The sequence below is a fragment of the Bradyrhizobium sp. LeoA1Lang genome, from assembly GCF_055413685.1.
Genome location: NZ_JBVAPG010000142.1, coordinates 1 through 20,486, shown reverse-complemented (window position 1 = coordinate 20,486; position 20,486 = coordinate 1). Strand labels below are relative to the sequence as shown.

Below are 20,486 nucleotides of genomic sequence, written 5' to 3'. Positions count from 1 at the left end.
CGACGGCTGGCAGACCCTCGCCAGCAAGCCCATTGCTCAGCCGGTTGATCTTGCCGCCTGAGCAGATATCATCCGTTCACCGGAGACTCGCGACGGACAAATTCCAACCAAGTTCGCGACGGCACCGAAATAGTTAATAAAAATGTAAATTTCCTTAGCCAAACCTACACATATCATTAGGAGAAACCACGCGAAAGCACTCACACCGAGTGCGAGGCCCATTGGCAGCATGGTCGGGAAGTCTTCTTTCAGCCTGGCACGAAGCAGATTTGATCCGGCGCGCGTTGTTGCCCGAAGAGCGCATGGAGCCCCATTTAATTTGCAGAAAATTGAAGTGAATTCAATTACTTATTGCGAAGGAAGGATGTTTCTGACTGCTGGCTGTCCGCCCAACCGCACCAACCTACACCAGCGTTGGGGCGCCCAATGTGATGTAGATTACGGATCAATGGAAAAGCTGCCCCGTTAGTCATATAAGCAGAAAGACCGGCCGCCTGATGCGTCCGACGAACTTCCGATGTTGTTGTTGCGCCAGCCCGCCTTCGGACGCGCGCCTATTAAGCCGACATCAAGGATAAGACATCGTTACCCCCGAAAAGGTTCGACCGCGGGGGTTGGCAAGATCGGTAAAATTTTCGACGGTTTGGCGAGACTGGCTTCAGCGTCTTCCGCATTTCTCCCGCCCGTCCGCACCTCCTTAAACAGATCGCAAGCGCTCTCGCACGATCCTCTTCCCACGAAACGATCCGGTCACGCGCTGGCGAACGCCGCCGATATCCGGACAGGGGGTGTCAGATGGGAATGTTCGGTTATGCGGGCGCGCTGCGTGCGCTCATGTTGGCCTTTGCTCTGCTTTGGCTTGCACCGGTGGCACAGGTCAGCGCGGGGACGCTGCTGTCCCCGGGGGGCGCGGTCCTGATCAAGAAATCGATCGAGCCGTTCGGGCGCGTGACAGCCATCCTCTCGGAGGGCGGATTGCGCGACAAATGGCTCGGGCTGCAGCGCCGGCTCGCCGATGATCTGGTGCAGCTTGCGCTGTGCGAGGGCGACCGCGAGGGCTGTGTCTCGCCGGCCGCGCTGAAATTCCTCGCCGTCGTCGACGACGCGAAGGCCAGAGACGGCCGCGCCCGGCTCGGTGAAGTCAACCGCGCCGTCAATCTCGCGATCAGGCCCGCGGATGACCTCGTGCAATATGGCGCGATCGACGTCTGGGCTTCGCCGCTGATGACCTTTGCGAGCGGCGCCGGCGATTGCGAGGACTACGCCATCGCCAAATTCGTCGCGCTGCGTCTGGCCGGCATGGCGCTGGAGGACCTGCGGATCGTCATCATGCATGACACGCTTCGCGGCGAGGATCATGCGGTGACCGCGGCCCGGCTCGACGGCCAGTGGCTGACGCTGGACAACCGCCGCATGATGATGGTGGCCGATACCGTCGTCAGGAACTACCGGCCGACTTTCGTGGTCGATGAGACCGGCGTCCGGCGCTATGCCGACATGCCGCTGGTGGCCGAAGCGGCGCTGCACTAACCGGCCGACTAAGGGACTCCGTCATTGCGAGGAGCGAAGCGACGGGCCTGTAAGTTTTTCATTGGCCGCGCTGGATAGCAATGGATTTGAGCTGGGTGGCTCGCGCGGGATGCGAGGTAGAGTTAGCATCAGGCGGTCTTCAATGCGCGGCGGCTGATGGCCCAGATGAGATTGTGGGTCACAGCGTGAAGCAGACAGGCGATCCGGACCTTGGCCAAACCGCGCAGGACCATGCGGCCAAAGCCGCGGTTCTTCAGGCGGGCATGGACATGCTCGGTGTTGCTGCGCCGTTTGTAGACCGCTTGGCCTTCTGGACTGTCCATGCGGGCGCGCCACTCTTTCAAGCATTGCGGTTCGGCGGCACGGTTGCGTTCGTATCGCGCCTTGCTTTCTGGTTTGGAGGCGTCTTTGCGGGCCGGTGGCGGGCTGAACACCTGCACGGAAGGGTGAGTTTGCGCAAGGATGCCGATGTCAGCCGCGGTCATCGCGCCGATATCGGCCAGCAGTCGATCCGGCAGCTTGCCGCAACGCTGTTCGACCTGCGCCACCATCGCTGGCGCCAGACCGCGGTCATTGCGCCGCTGCACCGGCTCGATCGCGACCACGAAGCCGCAGGCACTCGCCACTTGCACATTATAGGCAGGCCGTACAGCGCCGTCCGCCATCTTCATCAGCGGCGCATCCGGATCGGTCGTCGAGACACGCTCTTGCTTGGGATGCTTGCCGCCTTTGCCTCCGGCAGGCGGCTCGTCCCCCTTGGTCTGCTCCGTCTCTTCCTTCGCAGTTGCAGGAGGCTTGGCCAGCGCTGCTGCGACACGACGGGCGCGGTCTTCGGCCGCAGAGAGGCGACGCCTCAACAGCCGCCGTTCACCCGCCGCAGAATCGGCCTCCAATTCCTGCTTCAACTCGGCAACTCGGATGCGGGCCTTCTCTTCCAGCTCAGTGAGGGTTTGCCTGCGCCGCATCGACGAACGGCTCGCCGCGGCCCTGACCTTGGTGCCGTCAGTGATAACTTCATCCAGCGTAATCAGGCCTTGCTTCATCAAAGCCGCCAGACTGTTTGTCAGAAGGCGATCGAGGAACTCGCCGCTGTCCAGACGGAACTCCGACAGCATCGTGTGGTTCACCCCGACCCCGCCGCAAATCCAGCGATAGATCGTATGATGCTCGCACAGCCGTGCCAGCGCGCGGGCGGCCCCAATCCCGTCGGCCGTCGCGTACAGCCAAAGGGCAAGCAGAATGCGCGGGTCGGTCGCCGGGCGGCCCGGCGCCTCGCCCCGCGCCTTGATGCGGTCGTAAAAACATTGAAGGTCCAAGCCTTCAACGAAAGACCAAACTGCCCGCACCGGGTGCTCGTCAACCACCAGGCTCTCAAGGTCAACCAGTTCAAAGCCAGGCTGGCTACGCTCTGCCTGCCGAATGCGAACGTCCATCACGCGCTCCGAATCGATCCACGCAATGAATCACACCGCATCACCAAAAAAATGACAGGCCCGTCGAAGCAATCCATCTCTCCGAACGTGGCAGCATGGATTGCTTCGCTTCGCTCGCAATGACGGCGATACTCAGAACGACAGACTATCCTTCGTCAGCACCCAGCGGCCGTTCTTGATCTGCTGCACCTGCGTGATGGTGTTGGCGAGGTGGTCGTTGCTGGAGAACTTGGTCGGCGGCGAATTGAAGATGTCGAGGAACTTTTCGCCCGATTCAAGCGAATCCAGCATCTTCTGGCCGGTCAGATCCTTACCCGCCTTCTGCGCATAGAAGGCGAACGTCATCACCGCGTTGTAGCCGATGATCGCCTGCGTGTTGGCGTCGGTGCCGAACATCTTTTTGTAGTTGGCGAGCCAATCCTTCACTTTGCCCTTGGCGGTGTCCTCATAGGGGATCTCGAAGCCGGACGCCGCATAGAGACCCTCCACCGCTTCCTTGCCGAGCGCCGGCACTTCGAGCACGTTGGTCGGCGTCGCGCCGAGGAAGGTCACGTCCCAGCCGAGCTTCTTCGCCTCGTTCATCGCGCCGATGGTCTCGCGGATCACGGTGCCGAGCACGACAAGGTCGCAGCCGTCGGCCTTCATCTTGGCGACCTGGGCGCTGAAGTCGGAGGCGCCGCGCTTGTAGCTGGTGATCGAGGCCGGCTGCAGCTTCATCGCTGCGAGCTGCTGGGTGAAGCCGTCGAGCACGTTTTTGCCGTACTCGTCATCCTGATGCATGATGCAGGGCTTCTTCGGGTTCTTCTGCTCCACCATGTATTTGAGCGCGGCGCGCGTGCTCTCGACATAAGGCAGCAGGTTGTTGAACTTCAGCCGCTCCTGCGGCTTGCTCGGATCGAACTTGAAGGTGAATTCGGCCGCCGTCAGCGGGAAGAGCTGGAGCACGCCGGCATCGAACAGCACGTCCTGCGCGGCCAAGACGGTCGGCGAGCCCATCGGGCCGATCATCGCGAAGATCTTGTCGCGCTCGACCATCTTCTGCGAGGCCAGCACCGCCTTCTTCGGATCGTAGCCATTGTCCTCAAGGATCATTTTGATCTTGCGGCCGTTGATGCCGCCGCTCGCGTTGATCTCCTCCACCGCCAACTTCATGCCGTTGGAGACCGGCACGCCCCAGACCTTGATCGGGCCGGACAGGTCCTGATGGGTGCCGATGACGATCTCGTTCGCCGAGATGCCTTCATTGGTGACCTTGGTTTGCGCTGACGCCGGCAGGTGGGTCAGCGCCAGCGCGCCCACCGCAAGGCAAAATGCCTTGAACGCTTTCGACATAATGATCCTCCTCTCCATGGCCCATATCGAGCGAAGGACCGGGCCTGTTTGGGCTCCCTCGCCTTTCTCTTGACCTCGCCCCGCTTGCGGGGAGAGGTCGAAATTCAAGCGCAGCTTGAATTTCGGGTGAGGGGGAGCTTCCGCGAGTCCGTTTGTCACCGTGTTCGCGGAGAGAGCCCCTCACCCCAACCCTCTCAGAGCGAGCTCTGCTCGTCTCGGCCCCGTAAGAACGGGGAGAGGGAGCAATAAGTCGTCCCTAAGCAACCGCGCGCTCGCTGTACATCGCCTCGATCTCGGCGGCGTAACGCTTGTTCACGAAGCTGCGCTTCAGCTTCATGGTCGGCGTCAGTTCCTCGTCCTCGGGCGTGAGCTGGCGTTCGATCAGATAGAATTTCCTGATGGTCTCGACGCGCGCGAAATTGGCATTCACGGCCTCGATCTCGCGGTGGATCAGACCCTGGATCTCCGGCGCACGGCACAGGCTCGCATAATTGGTGAAGGGGATGTCGTGGTCCTGGGCGTATTTCTCGACATTCTCCTGGTCGATCATCACAAGGCAGGTGAGGTACGGCCGCTTGTCGCCGATCACCACCGCGTCCGAAACATAGGGCGAGAATTTGAGCTGATTCTCGATTTCCGAGGGCGTGATGTTCTTGCCGCCGGAGGTGATGATGATGTCCTTCATCCGGTCGGTGATCTTGACGTAGCCCTCGTTGTCGATCGTGCCGACATCGCCGGTATGCAGCCAGCCCCTGGCATCGATGGTCTCGACGGTCTTCTCGGGTTGGTTGAGATAACCCATGAACAGGAAGTCGCCGCGGATCAGGATCTCGCCCTTCGGGCAGATCATCACCTCGCCCCAGGGCGCGGCCTTGCCGACCGAGCCGAGCTTGATGCGTTCGGTCGGCATGATGGTGGCGACCCCGCAATTCTCGGTCTGGCCATAGACCTCGCGCATGTCGATTCCGAGCGCGAGATACCAGCGGATCAGATCGGGCGCGATCGGCGCGGCGCCGGTGAGCGCGATCCGGCAACGGTCGAGCCCGAGCATGCGGCGGATGTTGCGGAACACCAGCCAGTAGGCCAGTCGGTTGGCAAAGCGTAGCGACAGCGGCGGTTGCTCGCCCTGCAGCCGATAGTCGGTCATACGATAGCCAATCGCCATCGCGCGGCGGTAGACCCAATTCTGGAACGGGGTCGCATCCTTCAGCGCGATCGTGATGCCGGAGTAGAATTTCTCCCACACCCTGGGCACGGCGAGGAAGGCGGTCGGCTGCACTTCGCGCAGATTGTCCGGCACGGTCTCGGGGCTCTCGGCGAAATTCATCACCGATCCCAGCGCGACCGAGATGTAATAGCCACCGACGCGCTCGGCGACATGGCAGAGCGGCAGGAACACCAGCCGCTCCTCGTGGTCGGTCGACGGGAAGAGGTCGTTGGCGTGGCGCATCTGATGCGTCACGCTGCGGTTGGCATGCATCGCACCCTTCGGCGGACCTGTGGTGCCGGAGGTATAGACGAGGATCGCGAGATCGCCGCTAGTCCTGCTTCCGATCATCTCGTCCCACAGCGCCTCATTGTCCTGCGCATGATTGCGGCCCAGCGCGGTGAACTCGGCAAGCGACATCACCATGGGATCGGAGAAGCCGCTCAGGCCCTCCATGTCGAAGACCACGATCCGCTCCAGCGTCGGGCAGCGCGAGCGGCAGGCAAGCAGCTTGTCAAGCTGCTCCTCGTCTTCCGCGAAGACCACGCGGGTGCTGGAATCGTTGATGAGATACTCGACCTGGACCGGCGAGTCTGTCGGATAGATGCCCGAGGAGACGCCGCCGGCGCAGAGGATGCCCATATCGGCATAGACCCATTCCGGCACCGCGTTCGCGATGATGGAGGCGACATCATCGGGGCGGAAGCCGATGGCATGCAAGCCGTAGGCGATGTCCTTGGAGATCTGCAGCCACTCGCGCCAGCTCGTCGGCTGCCAGATGCCGAATTTCTTCTCGCGGATCGCGGGTCTGTCGCCGCGCGTCTCCACCGCCAGCACAAAGCTCCTCGCGATCGTGTCGGCGACCGTCAGCACCGCCGGTCCGGCCATGCCCGTTCCCTCCTCTCCTCGCCCGTCGCGATCGCCGGCTTTGCACCGATCTTTTCGCGACAGGGCTTCAATCTACCGCCAAGTCCCTCTCAACGCCATGTTTTCTTCTTTTTCCAACGTCGCTCCCCCCGCGCACCCGCCTCCTTGGCGCCGAGATAGAACTCCTGGATATCCTTGGAATGCATCAATCGCTCGCAGGTGTCGTTCATCACGATCCGGCCGATCTCCAGCACATAGCCATAATGCGCCGTCTCCAGCGCGACCTTGGCGTTCTGCTCGACCAGGAGGATCGACATGCCCTGCTCTTCATTGACCCGGCGGATAATAGTGAAAATCTCCTTCACCAGGATCGGCGACAGCCCGAGCGATGGTTCGTCGAGCAGCAGCAGCGTCGGCCGGTTCATCAGGGCCCGGCCGATCGCAAGCATCTGCTGCTCGCCGCCGGAGAGCTGGCCGGCCGGCTGGTCGATCCGCTCCTTCAGCCGCGGGAAATAGCCGTAGACGCGGTTCAAGTCCTCGGCGACGCCGTCGCGGTCGCTGCGCGGATAGGCGCCCATCATCAGGTTCTCGCGCACCGACAGGAACGGAAACACCTCCCGCCCTTCCGGCACGTGGCTCAAGCCCAGCCGCACGATCTTGTCGGCTTCCATGCGCTGGATCGGTTTGCCGAGGAATTCGATCGAGCCCTTCTGCGGATCGAGGATGCCGGAAATCGTCTTCAGCACGGTGGTTTTGCCGGCGCCGTTGGCGCCCAACAGCGTGACGATCCTGCCGCGCGGTACTTCCAGGCTGATGCCTCTGATGGCCATGATCGGCCCGTAATAGCTCTCGATATTGCTGAGCTTCAGGATGGTCTCGGGCACGACGGTGGCGATCATGGCCTCACGCTCCGAGATAGGCCGCGACGACGTCGGGATGCTGCTGCACTTCCGCAGGCGAGCCCATCGCAAGCACCCTGCCGTAGTTCAGCGCGATGACGCGGTCGGAGACGCGGTTCACCAAGGTCATGTCGTGCTCGACCATCAAAACGGTGATGCCGAGCTCGGATTTCATGTCGCGGATCCAGAACGACATGTCATCGGTTTCCTCCACATTCAGCCCCGACGATGGCTCGTCCAGCAGGATCAGCTTCGGCTCCGAGCACAGCGCGCGGGCCAGCTCGATCACCTTGCGCACGCCGTAAGGAAGCCCCGAGATCAGCTTGTCGCGATAGGGTTCGAGATCGAGGAACTCGATCACCTGTTCGACGCGGCGGCGATGCACCTTCTCGGCCGCTCGAACGCTCGGCAGGAACAATAGTTCTTGCCAGAGCTGCGTAGTGGAGTGGCGATGACGGCCGACCAACAGATTGGAAAGCACCGTCGCATTCTCGAACAATTCGATGTTCTGGAAGGTGCGGGCAATGCCGAGCTTGGCGATGTCATAGGCTGGCTGCTCGGTGATGTCCTGATCCTCGAAGAAGATCTTTCCCGAAGTCGTTGGGTAGATGCGCGAGATCAGGTTGAAGATCGAGCTTTTTCCTGCGCCGTTCGGCCCGATGATCGAGAGGATCTCGCCCTTCTCGACCGCGAAGCTGACGGCATCGACCGCCTTGAGGCCGCCGAAGTGAAGCGAAAGATTCTCGGCGCGGAAATAGCTCATCGATTCCGCTCCGATTTCACATAGATCTTCTGCCGCTTGAAGGTGGCGCGCTTGTAGAGCGGGAACAGCCGGAAGAAGAGCTTTATCTTGAGCCAGCGGCCGTAAAGGCCGAGCGGCTCGAACAGCACGAACAGCACGATGATGATGCCGTAGATCGCGCCCTTCAGGCCGTTGGCGGAGGCAAAGGCCGCGACCGCGTCCTGGATATGCGCCGCGCGCTCCTGGCCGGCGCCAAGCGTCGCGGCGAGGCCCGCGATCACGCCGGGCATGTCGTCCTTCAGGTAGGTCAGGAACGGATCGATCATCACCAGGAAGATCGCGCCCAGCACCGCACCATGCAGGCTGAAGGTGCCGCCGATCAGGATCACGATGATGAACTCGATCGAGAGCTGGAGCGTGAACATCTCCGGGCTGATGAAGGAGAGTTTGTGCGCGAACAGCACGCCGGCAAAGCCGGTGATGGCGGCGCTGATCGCAAACGACTTCACCTTGTAGAGCGAAACGTTGATGCCGATGCTGCGGGCAGCTGTCTCGCTGTCGCGGATCGCGACGAAGGCGCGGCCGGTCGGCGAGCGCAGCAGGTTGAGCGAGCCGACGATGGTCAGCACCAGCACGGCCAGGCAGAGATAGTAGAAGGTCGGCCCGTCGCGGGGCACCGCGGCGCCGAGGAAATAGAGCGTCTTGACCCGCATGCCCTCATTGCCATGGGTCACGCTCTCCCAGCGCGCCAGGATTTCCTCGACGATGAAGGCAAAGGAGATGGTGGCGATGACGAGATAAATGCCCTGCAGCCGGAGTGCCGGGAATCCGACGAGCGCGCCGACCACGCCGGTCAACAGCCCCGCGGCCAGGAAATAGACCGGAAAGGGCACATTGAACTGCTGCAGATAGGCGGCGGTGTAGGCGCCGATCGCGAGAAAGGCCGCGTGCCCCAGCGATGCCTGCCCCGTGAAGCCGGTGAGGATCAAAAGTCCCACGCCGACCGTCGCATAGATGCAGACGAAGACGACCTGGCTCATCAGATAGCTCGAGAGCACGTAGGGCGCGATCAGGAGCAACGCCAGCAACAGGCCATAGGAGAAGATGTAACCCGAATGCGGGAATAGCTTGATGTCGTCTTCGTAGTCGGTCTTGAACAGGAACCGCATGCTGCTCAAACCTTCTTGCGCACGTGAAGGCCGAACAGGCCTTCGGGCTTCAGCAGCAGCACCGCGAGCAGCACGATGTAGGGCGCGACATCCTTCCATCCTTGCGGCAGGTAGAAGCCGGCCATACTCTCGATTACCCCGATCAGCACGCCACCGACCACAGCACCAGGGATCGATCCGAAGCCGCCAAGGACGGCGGCCGGAAACGCCTTCAATCCCAGCACCAGGCCGACATTCGAATGGACGAAGGTGATCGGCGCCAGCAGCACGCCGGCGCAGGTGGCGACCGCCGCCGAGATCGCCCACACGATCGAGACCACGCGCTTGACCGGGATGCCCATGTAATAGGCGGCCAGCATGTTCTCCGAGCTCGCCCGCATCGCGGTGCCGAGCGTGGTACGGTTGAAGAACAGATAGAGCAGCGCGCACAGGATGATTGTCGCCGCGATCACCGACAGCTTATCGTAGGCGAGCACGAGGCTGCCGATGCGCAGGACGCCCTGGCTGAACGGCGTCTCGATCTTGAAGTCGTCGGTGCCCCAGATGATGCCGGCGACCGAGCGCAGGAAATAGCCGAGCCCGATGGTCGCCATGATGATGGAGAACTGCGGATAGCCAAGGATCGGCCGCACCACCAGCCGCTCCGCCAGCATGCCGAACAGCGCCATCGCCGCCACCGCGCCGGCAAAGCCAATCCAGTAATTGAGGCCGAGCATGCCGATGAAGGTGAAGGCGAAAAAGCCGCCCAGCATCATCAAATCGCCCTGGGCGAAATTGACGACCTCGGTTGCCTTGTAAACGAGCACGAAGCCGAGCGCGATCAGGCCGTAGACGCAGCCAAGCGCAATGCCGCTCACGAGCTGCTGAACAAAGTCCAGCATCGTTTTCCCTCCCCGATGCACGGCAATTCTTAATGATTGCTCGTTGCATCCCGCTTCCGCCCTCCTCTTTTCGGGAGCGCTGGAAGCTGCATGTGTCCGGTGACGATTTGAGCGCAAAGCGGGAAGCGCTGTCAACAAAGCGCTGCGCCCGCCACCTGGCATAATAGCGCAGAAATGCCGCAGCCCGTAGTTCTCCGGCATTGCCGGCGATTTGCGGCCTCCGATTCACCGCGCCGAAACGCTTCTTGGCCCATGGTCCGCAACCAGACATCAACCTGGACCGTCCCCACATCATGCCATCCGATCCGCCAGCACTCGGAGTGCGAGGGTTAACCAAGCGTTTCGACCGGCCGGCGGTCGACGCGCTCGATCTGACCGTGCGGGCCGGCGAATTCTACGCGCTGCTCGGGCCGAACGGCGCCGGCAAGACCACGACGCTGCGGATGGTCGCCGGCCTGCTCAAGCCCGATGCCGGCTCGGTCTCGATCTTCGGCATCGACGCCCTGTCCGATCCGATCGCCGCCAAGCAGATCATGGCCTGGGTCTCGGATGAGCCGATGATTTACGACAAGCTCACCCCCCTCGAATATCTCGAATTCGTCGCCGGCCTCTGGGGCATCGATCCCCGCCTTTCCGAACGCTCAGCCCAGGACCTCCTGGTCTCGCTCGGGCTCGAGCCGCATCTGCACGAGCGCTGCGAGGGGTTTTCCAAAGGCATGCGCCAGAAGGTGGCGCTCGCGGGTGCACTGGTCCACGATCCGCGCCTGATCATCCTCGACGAGCCGTTGACTGGCCTCGACGCGCTCTCCGCCCGCCACGTCAAGGGCCTGTTGCAGGAGCGCGTGCGCGCCGGCTCGACCGTGATCATGACCACGCACATCCTTGAAGTCGCCGAACGCATGGCCGACCGCATCGGCGTCATCGCGAAGGGCAGGCTCGTGGCCGAAGGCACGCTCGCAGAACTGCGCCAGCGCAATGGCCGCAACGACACCAGCCTCGAAGACGCCTTCATTGCCCTGGTCGAGACCGAGGCGGCCGCCGCATGAGTTCGGCCGCCGATCTCACCTGGTTCGCCCGGCACGAGATCCGGCTCGCCTGGCGCGAATGGCTGGCGATGATGACGGGCGGCCGGCGCCGGCAGAAACGCGCGGTGATCGGCCTCGTCATTTTCGCCGCCATCCTGCATTTGCCGGCCTATGCGGTGGTCGGCCGTTTTGCCAACCTGACGCTGCCGCTCGACAAGTCGGCGCTGATCGTGATGTCGTCGACGATCTTCCTCGCCTGGGCGCTCATGCTCTCGCAGGCGGTCGAATCCGTGACGCGGGTGTTTTACGCCCGCACCGACCTCGATTTGATCATGTCGTCGCCGGTCAGACTGACAAACATCTTCTCGGTCCGCATCGCCGCGATAGCGCTGCAGGTCACCGGCATGGCGCTGTTGTTCTCGACGCCCTTCGTCGACGTGCTGGTGATCGGCGGCGGACCGCGTTGGCTTGCCGCCATTGGCGTCGTCATCGCGATCGGCCTTTCGGCCGCGGCGGTCGCCACCGCCCTCACGGTGGCGCTGTTCCGGCTGATCGGCCCGCGCCGCACCCGGCTGGTGGCGCAAGTGCTGGCCGCGATCATCGGCGCCGGCTTCGTCATCGCGCTGCAGATCGCCGCGATCCTCTCTTACGGCAGCCTGTCCCGCTTCGCCGTACTGACCTCCGATACCGTGGCTGGCTTCGCACCTGATGCCAGCAGCATGCTGTGGTGGCCGGCCCGCGCCATGCTCGGCGACGGCGAGGCGCTCTCGCTCCTGCTCGCCTTCAGCCTCGCTCTGCTCGGCTTGGTGGTAGCAATCTTCTCGCCGCGCTTTGCCGACACCATCATCAGCATCTCGGCGAACCCGGCGATGGCCAGCCGAACGGCCAAGGTGCGGACATTCCAGCGCGGCTCGCGCCAGCAGGCGCTGCGCTGGAAGGAGTTCGTGCTGCTGCGGCGCGACCCCTGGCTGCTGTCGCAAAGCCTGATGCAACTGCTCTACCTCGTGCCGCCGGCGCTGATGCTATGGCGGAGCTTTTCCGATGGCTCCGCCGGCCTGATGCTGATCACGCCTGTCATCGTGATGGCGGCGGGCCAGCTCGCCGGCGGCCTCGCCTGGCTGACGATATCGGGCGAGGACGCCGCCGACCTGGTCGCAACCGCGCCGCTGTCGCCGTCCCAGGTGATCCGCGCCAAGATCGAAGTCGTGCTGCTGTCGATCGCGCTCGTGGTCGCGCCGTTCGTCATCGCGCTGGCGTTCGCCTCGGCGCTCCAGGCTGTCGTCACAGTGCTCGGCGTGACCATCGCCACGATCTCGGCGGCCGCGATCCAGCTCTGGTTCCGCGTGCAGGCCAAGCGCAGCCAGTTCCGCCGCCGCCAAACCTCCTCGCGCGTCGCCACCTTCGCGGAAGCCTTCTGCTCGATCGGCTGGGCGGCCACATCGGCGCTCGCGCTGGCAATGCCGATCGCGGCCGTCATCACCGGCGCCATGACACTGATGGTGCTCGCCACGACCTGGAAGATCAGCCCGCGGCAGGAGTGATCTACTGACGTCATTGCGAGCGAAGCGAAGCAATCCGTCGCGCCCGCGCGTGGAGGCATGGATTGCTTCGCTCCGCTCGCAATGACGGACATAGGCTGCGCCGGCAAGCCCGATGACGGCTGCGGAATTCGGCGATAGAGTGGCGCGACGTCACCGCCGACGGACCCTGCCCATGTTGCGATCGATCCTCGCCGCCTTTGCCCTGCTCAGCTTCCTCAGCATCGCGGCCCATGGGCAGGATGCCCAGCGCAGCGAATGCCTGGCGATGGCCAATGCGCCGCCGCGCGCGACGCCGGTCAGCCTGCGCCGCGTCGCCAAGGCCGACGAGGTCGCGATCACCTATGCCGGGCATTCCACCTATTACATCGATACCCCCGGCGGCATCCGGATCGCGACCGACTACAATGGCGCCTACCGCACCGGACGCCTGCCCGATGTCGTCACCATGAACCGGGCGCACAGCACGCATTACACGCTGTTTCCCGACCCGAAGATCCCGCATGTGCTGCAAGGCTGGGGCGAGAACGGACAGCCTGCCCATTACGCGATGCGGATCGGCGACGTCTTCATCCGCAACGTCACCACCGACATCCGCCGCACCTATGGCGACGATTCCGGTGGCGACATGATCAAGGACGGCAACTCGATCTTCATCTTCGAGGTCGCCGGCCTCTGCATCGGCCATCTCGGCCATTTGCACCACAAGCTCGACGAGAGCCATTTCGCCGCGATCGGCCGGCTCGACATCGTGATGGCACCGATCGACGGCACCTACACCATGTCGCTTGCCGGCGTCTCCGAAATCACCAAGCGATTGCGCGCTGCCGTGGTCTTGCCGATGCACCGCTTCGCCACCCCGCTCGACGAGTTCATGCGCCTGATCGGCCAGCAGTTCGAGATCGACCAGCGCAGCGAGCGGACGCTGAGGATTTCGCGCGACACGCTGCCGTCGACGCCGACCGTGATCATCCTCGACGGCGTGTAGTCGGACTTCACCTCGCCCCGCTCGCGGGGAGAGGTCGAAATTCAAGCTCCGCTTGAATTTCGGGTGTGGGGGAGCCTCCGCGAAGATCGCTGTCGTTGTGTTTGCGGAGAGAGCCCCTCTCCCCGACCCTCTCCCCGCAAAGGGCGGGGAGAGGGAGGATACTCGCTTACGCCCACTCGCCGTTGCGGAAGACTGGTACGCGGCTGCCGTCGGTCCTGACGCCGTCGATATCGGTCTGGCCGGAGCCGATCATCCAGTCGATATGGATCAGGCTCTGGTTGCCGCCCTGGGCTGCGATCTGCTGCGGCGTCAGCTTGTCGCCGTCGATGAAGCATTTCGAATAGCACTGGCCGAGCGCGATATGGGAGGCGGCGTTCTCGTCGAACAGCGTGTTGAAGAACAGCAATCCGCTCTTGGAGATCGGTGAGGAGTGCGGCACGAGGGCGACCTCGCCGAGGCGGCGCGCGCCCTCGTCGGTATCGAGCACCTTCTTCAACACTTCCTCGCCGCACGAGGCCTTGGCCTCGACGATCCGACCTTCCTCGAACTTGACCTGGATATTGTCGATCAAGGTGCCCTGATAGGACAGCGGCTTCGAGCTCACGACGTGACCGTTGACGCGGCGGCAATGCGGGGTGGTGAAAACCTCTTCCGTCGGGATGTTGGCGTTGCAGGTGACGCCGTTCTTGGCAGTCGAGGCGCCGCCTTCCCATTCATGGCCGTCGGCGAGCCCGATCGTAAGATCTGTGCCGGGACCGGTGTAATGCAGCGCGTGGAAACGCTGGCCGTTGAGCCATTGGGTCCGCTCACGCAATACCGCGTTATGCTTCTCCCAGGCGGCGACCGCACCGTCCTGGTCGACGCGGGACGCCGCAAAGATCGCATCCGCCAGCTTTGCCACCGCGGTCTCCAGGGGATCGTCAGGAAAAACCCGCTTGGCCCAGGAGGCGCTGGGATAGGCGATAATGTTCCAATTGACCTCGAAATTGACGATCTTCTCCAGCGCCGGCTGATAGGCGACCGAATTGGCCTTGCTGGCGCGCGCGACCTTGGTCGGATCCTCGCCCGACAGCAGCATCGGGTTATCGCCAACCACCGCCAGCCGCGCGGTGTTGGCCGAGAATGCCTTTGCCATGCCCTCGTAGAGCCAGTTCGCCGCGCGATCGAAGCCTTCATTATGGCCATGGCGATAACGCGCCAGCGTGACCTCTTCGTCGGAGAGGATCGGCGTGACCAGGCCGGCGCCGGCCTTGTAGGCATGGACCGCCAGCCGCCGCACCAGCGGCAGCGCCGACGACGGCGCGGTCAGGAGCAGGTCCTGTCCCGGCTGCAATCCGAGCCCGACCTTGATGGCGACTTCGGCGAGACGGTCGAGCTGTTCGGGATCGATTGCGGCGGAAAGGTTGCGTTGGGATGCGGTCATGCTGGATCCTCGAAATCGGTAACTTTAGCAGAGATAGGCGATCGGCGCGGGCCCTTCAACGTTTCACCGGGGACAGCACCGGTCCACCATTTCGGATGCAAGCCCGGGACGTGGGGAAGGTTGGGATTCAAATTTCAAACAGCGGAGGGGATGTGAGTCCGCATTCTCGCGGCACGGAGTGCCCGAGATTTGCATGATTGTTACCCTCCTCGATAACAGAGGGCGCAGGGAAAGCCGGGTGCCGGTTGCACCCATGGGCCCCGTGCAACAAAAAGCACGGGGGTAGGACCACAGGTTCAACCGAAGCATTCCGGCTTTCCCTGCGCGATGGTGTTACGGCTTATTTCGTGCTCTCCCCGGTGACCGGGCTTTCTTGCCACCGTCGTCTCTCGCGCGAACTTGTTCGCGCAAAAGACTTAGCGCCAGCGTCGGGGCGCCAGGACCACACGACTTCGCCGTCCGCGAGTACCACGCTCGTCAGTCGTGACACTCTCGTCCACCGCATCTCACCGCAACGTTCGTGACGATCGCGACCCGCCCCTCTCTTGGGTGAGACGCGCGGAGTTAAATCACTGATTTGCCCGACGGCGAAAGCGGAATGTTTTTCGCGCGAGGGCTGGACAGACTTTTGCTGATTTGCCCGTCGGGTTGTTATGTCGCACCCAAAGCATCCACATCGTCATTGCGAGCCAACGGGGCGCGCGTTCGCGCGACCCGTTGGCTCGCAATGACGGGGACAGTCATTCCGGGGCGATGCGAAGCATCGAGCCCGGAATCCATTACTCCGCGACACTTGTGGCCCGATGGATTCCGGGCTCGCGCCAAGGGGCGCGCCCCGGAATGACGAAGGGTGGTGACACCGTCTTGTCCGCAACGACGCCGTCGTTATTGCGGAAACCGCGCGGCCTTCGCCTCCAGCGGCAACGACAGGCCGTTCGCGATGTAGGAGACCGTGCGATAGAAGCCGCAGAGCAGCATGATCTCCAGTATCTTTGCGTCATCATAATGCGCCGACAGCGCCGCGAATTCGGCGTCGCTCAGCGTTGCGCGGTGATGCAGCGCGTCGACGGCGGCGATCAGCGCCTGCTCGGCCGGCGACCAGCAGGGATCATCGGCCTCGCCGTGCACGGTGGCGCGGACCTGCGGTTCGGTCAGCGATGCGGCGTCGGCGAAGGTTGCGATATGGACGCCCCATTCATATTCGCAGCCGGTCAGCGCGCAGGTGCGGTCGAGGACGATCTCGCGCTCCCGCAAGCTCAGTGGACCGCGATCCAAGAGGCTGCCGGCGGTGAATTTCTGCCAGGCGCGGTCCTGGCTTGCGATCACACGAAACAACAGAAGCGGCGGCGCGCCGCGCATGATGCGGTCGAACTGCTCCTTCAGTTCGACCGCATAGGGCGGCTCGAGCGGGGCGATCCGTGACATGGCCGGCTCCTCTGCTACAATAAACGTAGCAACACGCTACAATATCTGTAGCAAGACGCAAGCAGGAAACAGCGATGCCGAAGTCCCCCTCAGTCGCCGGAAAGCGCTCGGTCCGCGGCTCCCGAACCGGCCGGCCGATCATGGCGCTGCTCGACCTGTTGGGCCGGCGCTGGACCTTGCGGATCATCTGGGAATTGCGTGACGGCGCCCTCACCTCACGCGCCTTGCGCGAGGTCTGCGACCAGGCGTCCCCGACCATCCTGCAGACACGGCTGACCGAATTGCGCGAGGCCGGATTTGTCGAACTCGCTTCGGGCGAAGGGTACACTCTCACTGCGCTCGGACGAGAGCTGTTCGAAACTTTCCTGCCGCTGCACCGCTTCGCCGAGCAGTGGACCAAGCGCCAAGGGTGAATCGACGGTCAGTGCCGCACGCTCGGAAACATCCCCTCCGAAGGGAGAGGTGAAGAGACCGAGCTACGCCGCCGCCACCGTCAGGCTGGCGCCGTCGGCGCGGATCACCTTGACGCGGCTGCCGGCCGGGGCGTCGGGGCCGGCGACGCGCCAGATCGTGTCATCGATCCGCACCGTGCCTGAGCCGTCGATGATCGGCTTCTCCAGCGTGAACTCGCGGCCGATCAGGGCTTCGGTGCGCCGGTTGAGGAACGGGCTGCTCGCGCTTGCCGAGGCCCCGCTCTTGGCAAAGTGCCGCCATGCCGGCACAGCGGCGACCGCGAACGCGGCGAACATCAGGAACTGCGTCTGCCAAACCGGATTGATGACGAACGACACCAGCCCGACCAGGAGCGCTGACAGCCCGAGCCAGAACAGGAATACGCCGGGCGCCGCCAACTCCAGCGCCATCAGGATGAAGCCGAAGATCAGCCAGTTCCAGGTACCCAGTGTCGAAAACATCTCGGTCATGACACGATCTCTAATTCCGCAGGCGCAATGCTAGCACGCCCTCATCGCTGCGGCGCGACCGGGGGCGGGGTTGGCCCAGTCGGCGGCACCGAGGAGCGGCGCGCGGCGGCGGCCGCCGAAGCCGTGCTTTCACCGAAGGTGGCGCGTGCGATCTCGCCGATGCCGGCAAGCGAGCCCAGCACGCTCGTTGCCTCGATCGGCAGCATCACGATCTTCTGGTTCGGCGAATCAGCCAATTGCCCGAATGCCTTGATGTACTTGTCGGCGATGAAATAGTTGAGTGCGGCAACGTCGCCCCTGGCGATCGCTTCGGACACCATCTGCGTTGCCTTCGCCTCAGCCTCCGCCAAGCGCTCACGCGCTTCGGCGTCGCGGAAGGCGGCTTCGCGGCGGCCTTCGGCCTGCAGGATCTGTCCCTGCTTGGCGCCCTCGGCGCGCAGGATTTCCGATTGCCGCTGGCCTTCCGCTTGCAGGATGTCGGCGCGCTTGACGCGCTCGGCCTTCATCTGCCGGCCCATCGCCTCCACGAGGTCCGCCGGCGGTACGATGTCCTTGATCTCGATACGGTTTACCTTGACGCCCCAGGGCGAGACCGCGGCGTCGACGACGCGCAAGAGCCGCTCGTTGATCTCGTCGCGATGCGACAGCACCTGATCGAGGTCCATCGAACCCATCACCGAGCGGATGTTGGTCATGGTCAGCACCGTGATCGCCTGGTGCAAATTGGCGACCTCGTAGCTCGCCTTCGCGGCGTCGAACACCTGGAAGAAGGCAACGCCATCAGCGGTGACGGTGGCGTTGTCCTTGGTGATCACCTCCTGCTCCGGGATTTCGATCACCTGCTCCATCATGTTTATCTTGCGCCCGATGCGATCGAAATAGGGCACGATGAGATTGAGGCCGGGGAGCAACGTGCGGGTGTATTTGCCGAAGCGCTCGATGGTCCAGCCGTAGCCCTGCGGGACGGTCTTGACGCCGGCGAACAGCGTGACGATGACGAGCAGAACAAGGGCGATGGCGAAAATGTCGAAACCACTCATAAAGTCCTCCAAGACCGGCGAAAGCCGGCGCGGCCCTGCATTTGGTCTGCAAAACCGCGGCGCCGGTTCAGCCGGCTGTTGGTTGACACATAGTTAAGGAGCGGTTCGCGAGGCTGCCAGATATAGCCTGTGAACGTAAATGATGTGTGGGCCCGTCACGCGGATGCGCGTTTCCGTAGCCCGGGTGAAGCGAACGCGTAACCCGGGACATCTGCATCCGCGTTTGCGACTGGCCCCGGGGTTGCGTGGAGCCTGTCATCGGGCGCGCGTTCGCGCGACCCGTTGGCTCCACCCGGGCTACGGGGCTACGGGCCGACGTCAGATCCAGCCCTGAAGTTCGCGCAGCACGAGCTGGCGGATCACGTCCATGCCGGGCTCGCTGTCGTTCAGGCAGGGAATCGCCGCAAACTGCTCGCCGCCGTTTTGCTTAAAGATGTGCGCGTTCTCCTGCGCGATCTCTTCCAGAGTCTCCAGGCAGTCGGCGGAGAAGCCGGGCGTGACGACGGCAATTCGCCGCACGCCATCCTTGGCGAGCTTTTCGACGGTCTTGTCGGTATAGGGCTGCAGCCACACATCGTTGCCGAAGCGCGACTGGAAGGTGAGCATCAGCCGGGAGGCATCGAGCCCGAGGCAATTGCGCAGGCTTTCCGTCGTTGCGACGCACTGGGAGAAATAAGGATCGCCCTGGTCGACATATTTCTGCGGCATGCCGTGGAAGGACGCCAGGATCAATTCCGGCTCGAACGGCAGCGTCGCCAGATGCGCGTTGATCGAAACCGCCAGCGCATCGATATAGACGGGATCGTCATAGTACGGCGAGGACACCCGCAAGGTCGGCTGCGCGCGCAAACTTGAGAGCACCCGGAACGCTTCGTCGCAGACGGTCGCCGATGTCGCGGCGGAATATTGCGGATAGAGCGGCACCACCAACAGCCGGTTGCAGCCCCGCGCCGTCAGGGCCTCGATCCCCGCCCGGATCGAGGGATTGCCATAGCGCATCGCCCAATCGACCACGACATGGTCTTCCCCGATCGCCGCCGCAAGCTTCTCGGCCTGCGAGCGTGTGATCGTCTTCAGCGGCGACTCGTCCTTCTCGGTATTCCAGATCTTGCGGTAGTCGAGCGCCTTGGTGCGCGGCCGCGTGCGCAGGATGATGCCGTTGAGGATCAGCTTCCACACCAGCCCCTGATCCTCGATCACGCGCGGGTCGGAGAGGAATTCCCTCAAATATACCCGCACGCCCGGGGCGTCGGCGGTGTCGGGCGTGCCGAGGTTGACCAGCAGCACGCCGATGCGATCCGGCTGGGCTTGCGCTGCCGGCATCGCGTTTCCGACTGGGACGGCCACGGTCATGACCGCCGTGGCTTCGCGCGTTGCCCCATTCTTGTCAAGACAACCGAGCGTTAGATCCTGATCCGAAATCGGATCAGGATCTAATCTCTCTGTTTGAGCATGATCTTTTCGGAAAACCGGTTTCCACTTTTCCGGATCATGCTCTCTAGCTAGGCTCTCGGCGCAATGCGGGGAGGAACCATGACGGTTGCCGAATGGTGCGTGTTCGGAACGCTGATGCTGTATTTGTTGACGATCGCAGCCGCCAAGTGGACCGCGAGCGGCCGTTTCGACAATTCCAACCCGCGCGATCCCGCCTTCTACGACGACCCGATCCGGGCCCGCGCGCTCGGCGCCCACCAGAACGGGATCGAGGCGTTTCCGTTCTTTGCCTTCGCGGTGCTGCTCGCTGAATTCCGCGTCGGACCCTTGCGGCTGATCGATGAGCTCGCGGTGTTGTTTTTGATCGTCCGGATCGCCTATGTCTTCACCTATCTCGGCAACCGCCCGACCCTGCGCTCGATCCTCTGGACCATCGGCTTCACGATCAATGTCGCGATCTTCTTCCTGCCGATGATAAGGGGGTATTTGAGGGTCTGAGTTCTCCCTCTCCCCGTTCTTACGGCTGTCATATTCGCACATCTTGCGAAGGAATTTGATCGCTGATTCCGTGAGTTGAACGATGATTCGCGGGAGTGAGCGATGTCTGGGATGGACTACGGGCTGGGTCGG

The 20,486-nt window shown here is 63.1% G+C and carries 18 protein-coding genes; 6 read left to right on the top strand and 12 right to left on the bottom strand.

The window, feature by feature from the left end; genetic code table 11:
• Window positions 1-795 precede the first annotated feature (795 nt).
• Window positions 796-1,530 (top strand): transglutaminase-like cysteine peptidase, encoded by a 735-nt coding sequence (locus tag ACZYOF_RS33395; protein ID WP_463718440.1) that lies wholly within the window; start codon window positions 796-798, stop codon window positions 1,528-1,530.
• A gap of 128 nt (window positions 1,531-1,658) precedes the next feature.
• Here ACZYOF_RS33395 and ACZYOF_RS33390 read toward each other — a convergent pair whose 3' ends face one another.
• The 7 genes from ACZYOF_RS33390 to ACZYOF_RS33360 form a co-directional block, all read right to left on the bottom strand.
• Complete coding sequence (locus ACZYOF_RS33390; RefSeq protein WP_282529936.1) at window positions 1,659-2,963, bottom strand: transposase; 1,305 nt, start codon at window positions 2,961-2,963, stop codon at window positions 1,659-1,661.
• Between the two features lie 132 nt (window positions 2,964-3,095).
• A complete protein-coding gene (locus ACZYOF_RS33385) occupies window positions 3,096-4,295 on the bottom strand; it encodes an ABC transporter substrate-binding protein (RefSeq protein ID WP_463718439.1) in 1,200 nt (399 codons plus the stop codon).
• Window positions 4,296-4,551: 256 nt separating this feature from the next.
• On the bottom strand, window positions 4,552-6,390 hold the full coding sequence (locus ACZYOF_RS33380) for an AMP-dependent synthetase/ligase (RefSeq protein ID WP_463718438.1): 1,839 nt from the start codon (window positions 6,388-6,390) through the stop codon (window positions 4,552-4,554).
• Between the two features lie 89 nt (window positions 6,391-6,479).
• Window positions 6,480-7,268, bottom strand: a complete 789-nt coding sequence (locus ACZYOF_RS33375; RefSeq protein ID WP_463718437.1) for an ABC transporter ATP-binding protein — start codon at window positions 7,266-7,268, stop codon at window positions 6,480-6,482.
• A 4-nt stretch (window positions 7,269-7,272) separates the two neighbouring features.
• Window positions 7,273-8,031 carry an ABC transporter ATP-binding protein gene (locus ACZYOF_RS33370; RefSeq protein WP_130578291.1) on the bottom strand — a complete coding sequence of 253 codons (759 nt, stop codon included), beginning with the start codon at window positions 8,029-8,031 and terminating at the stop codon, window positions 7,273-7,275.
• Window positions 8,028-9,179, bottom strand: a complete 1,152-nt coding sequence (locus tag ACZYOF_RS33365; protein WP_463718436.1) for a branched-chain amino acid ABC transporter permease — start codon at window positions 9,177-9,179, stop codon at window positions 8,028-8,030. The genes ACZYOF_RS33370 and ACZYOF_RS33365 overlap by 4 nt, the downstream gene beginning before the upstream one ends.
• Before the next feature lie 5 nt (window positions 9,180-9,184).
• The gene (locus ACZYOF_RS33360; RefSeq protein WP_463718435.1) at window positions 9,185-10,060 is read right to left on the bottom strand and encodes a branched-chain amino acid ABC transporter permease; all 876 of its coding nucleotides are present in this window, start codon (window positions 10,058-10,060) and stop codon (window positions 9,185-9,187) included.
• A 293-nt stretch (window positions 10,061-10,353) separates the two neighbouring features.
• On the opposite strand from ACZYOF_RS33360, the gene ACZYOF_RS33355 reads away from it, so the two are divergent.
• The 3 genes from ACZYOF_RS33355 (at window position 10,354) to ACZYOF_RS33345 (ending at window position 13,611) form a co-directional block, all read left to right on the top strand.
• Window positions 10,354-11,106: an ABC transporter ATP-binding protein gene (locus ACZYOF_RS33355; protein WP_463718434.1), complete on the top strand. Its 753-nt coding sequence runs from the start codon at window positions 10,354-10,356 to the stop codon at window positions 11,104-11,106.
• Window positions 11,103-12,626, top strand: coding sequence for a permease (locus ACZYOF_RS33350; RefSeq protein WP_463718433.1), 1,524 nt, complete (start codon window positions 11,103-11,105; stop codon window positions 12,624-12,626). Before ACZYOF_RS33355 ends, ACZYOF_RS33350 begins: the two co-directional genes overlap by 4 nt.
• Window positions 12,627-12,798: 172 nt before the next feature.
• The gene (locus ACZYOF_RS33345; RefSeq protein ID WP_463718432.1) at window positions 12,799-13,611 is read left to right on the top strand and encodes an MBL fold metallo-hydrolase; all 813 of its coding nucleotides are present in this window, start codon (window positions 12,799-12,801) and stop codon (window positions 13,609-13,611) included.
• Window positions 13,612-13,777: 166 nt separating this feature from the next.
• Here ACZYOF_RS33345 and ACZYOF_RS33340 read toward each other — a convergent pair whose 3' ends face one another.
• Window positions 13,778-15,034, bottom strand: a complete 1,257-nt coding sequence (locus tag ACZYOF_RS33340; protein ID WP_463718431.1) for an aminopeptidase — start codon at window positions 15,032-15,034, stop codon at window positions 13,778-13,780.
• A gap of 885 nt (window positions 15,035-15,919) precedes the next feature.
• Entirely contained in the window at window positions 15,920-16,459 is a 540-nt protein-coding gene (locus ACZYOF_RS33335; RefSeq protein WP_463718430.1) for a carboxymuconolactone decarboxylase family protein, read from the bottom strand.
• Between the two features lie 74 nt (window positions 16,460-16,533).
• Here ACZYOF_RS33335 and ACZYOF_RS33330 point away from each other — a divergent pair, with 74 nt between their 5' ends.
• Entirely contained in the window at window positions 16,534-16,872 is a 339-nt protein-coding gene (locus ACZYOF_RS33330; protein WP_130578706.1) for a winged helix-turn-helix transcriptional regulator, read from the top strand.
• Window positions 16,873-16,935: 63 nt separating this feature from the next.
• Here the strand turns inward: ACZYOF_RS33330 and ACZYOF_RS33325 are convergent, their stop codons facing one another.
• The 3 genes from ACZYOF_RS33325 to hemH all read right to left on the bottom strand — a co-directional run bounded on the left by ACZYOF_RS33325 (window position 16,936) and on the right by hemH (window position 19,775).
• A complete protein-coding gene (locus ACZYOF_RS33325; protein WP_463718429.1) occupies window positions 16,936-17,382 on the bottom strand; it encodes an NfeD family protein in 447 nt (148 codons plus the stop codon).
• 41 nt (window positions 17,383-17,423) lie between these two features.
• Window positions 17,424-18,422: an SPFH domain-containing protein gene (locus ACZYOF_RS33320; protein ID WP_130578708.1), complete on the bottom strand. Its 999-nt coding sequence runs from the start codon at window positions 18,420-18,422 to the stop codon at window positions 17,424-17,426.
• A 318-nt stretch (window positions 18,423-18,740) separates the two neighbouring features.
• The gene (hemH, locus tag ACZYOF_RS33315; protein ID WP_463718428.1) at window positions 18,741-19,775 is read right to left on the bottom strand and encodes a ferrochelatase; all 1,035 of its coding nucleotides are present in this window, start codon (window positions 19,773-19,775) and stop codon (window positions 18,741-18,743) included.
• Window positions 19,776-19,955: 180 nt separating this feature from the next.
• On the opposite strand from hemH, the gene ACZYOF_RS33310 reads away from it, so the two are divergent.
• Window positions 19,956-20,354 carry an MAPEG family protein gene (locus ACZYOF_RS33310; protein ID WP_130578710.1) on the top strand — a complete coding sequence of 133 codons (399 nt, stop codon included), beginning with the start codon at window positions 19,956-19,958 and terminating at the stop codon, window positions 20,352-20,354.
• The last annotated feature ends 132 nt before the right edge of the window (window positions 20,355-20,486 follow it).

Coding starts and splice junctions, on each gene's coding strand:
- ACZYOF_RS33395 (WP_463718440.1), top strand. CDS start 796: ATGGGAATGTTCGGTTATGCGGGCGCGCTGCGTGCGCTCATGTTGGCC.
- ACZYOF_RS33390 (WP_282529936.1), bottom strand. CDS start 2,963: ATGGACGTTCGCATTCGGCAGGCAGAGCGTAGCCAGCCTGGCTTTGAA.
- ACZYOF_RS33385 (WP_463718439.1), bottom strand. CDS start 4,295: ATGTCGAAAGCGTTCAAGGCATTTTGCCTTGCGGTGGGCGCGCTGGCG.
- ACZYOF_RS33380 (WP_463718438.1), bottom strand. CDS start 6,390: ATGGCCGGACCGGCGGTGCTGACGGTCGCCGACACGATCGCGAGGAGC.
- ACZYOF_RS33375 (WP_463718437.1), bottom strand. CDS start 7,268: ATGATCGCCACCGTCGTGCCCGAGACCATCCTGAAGCTCAGCAATATC.
- ACZYOF_RS33370 (WP_130578291.1), bottom strand. CDS start 8,031: ATGAGCTATTTCCGCGCCGAGAATCTTTCGCTTCACTTCGGCGGCCTC.
- ACZYOF_RS33365 (WP_463718436.1), bottom strand. CDS start 9,179: ATGCGGTTCCTGTTCAAGACCGACTACGAAGACGACATCAAGCTATTC.
- ACZYOF_RS33360 (WP_463718435.1), bottom strand. CDS start 10,060: ATGCTGGACTTTGTTCAGCAGCTCGTGAGCGGCATTGCGCTTGGCTGC.
- ACZYOF_RS33355 (WP_463718434.1), top strand. CDS start 10,354: ATGCCATCCGATCCGCCAGCACTCGGAGTGCGAGGGTTAACCAAGCGT.
- ACZYOF_RS33350 (WP_463718433.1), top strand. CDS start 11,103: ATGAGTTCGGCCGCCGATCTCACCTGGTTCGCCCGGCACGAGATCCGG.
- ACZYOF_RS33345 (WP_463718432.1), top strand. CDS start 12,799: ATGTTGCGATCGATCCTCGCCGCCTTTGCCCTGCTCAGCTTCCTCAGC.
- ACZYOF_RS33340 (WP_463718431.1), bottom strand. CDS start 15,034: ATGACCGCATCCCAACGCAACCTTTCCGCCGCAATCGATCCCGAACAG.
- ACZYOF_RS33335 (WP_463718430.1), bottom strand. CDS start 16,459: ATGTCACGGATCGCCCCGCTCGAGCCGCCCTATGCGGTCGAACTGAAG.
- ACZYOF_RS33330 (WP_130578706.1), top strand. CDS start 16,534: ATGCCGAAGTCCCCCTCAGTCGCCGGAAAGCGCTCGGTCCGCGGCTCC.
- ACZYOF_RS33325 (WP_463718429.1), bottom strand. CDS start 17,382: ATGACCGAGATGTTTTCGACACTGGGTACCTGGAACTGGCTGATCTTC.
- ACZYOF_RS33320 (WP_130578708.1), bottom strand. CDS start 18,422: ATGAGTGGTTTCGACATTTTCGCCATCGCCCTTGTTCTGCTCGTCATC.
- hemH (WP_463718428.1), bottom strand. CDS start 19,775: ATGACCGTGGCCGTCCCAGTCGGAAACGCGATGCCGGCAGCGCAAGCC.
- ACZYOF_RS33310 (WP_130578710.1), top strand. CDS start 19,956: ATGACGGTTGCCGAATGGTGCGTGTTCGGAACGCTGATGCTGTATTTG.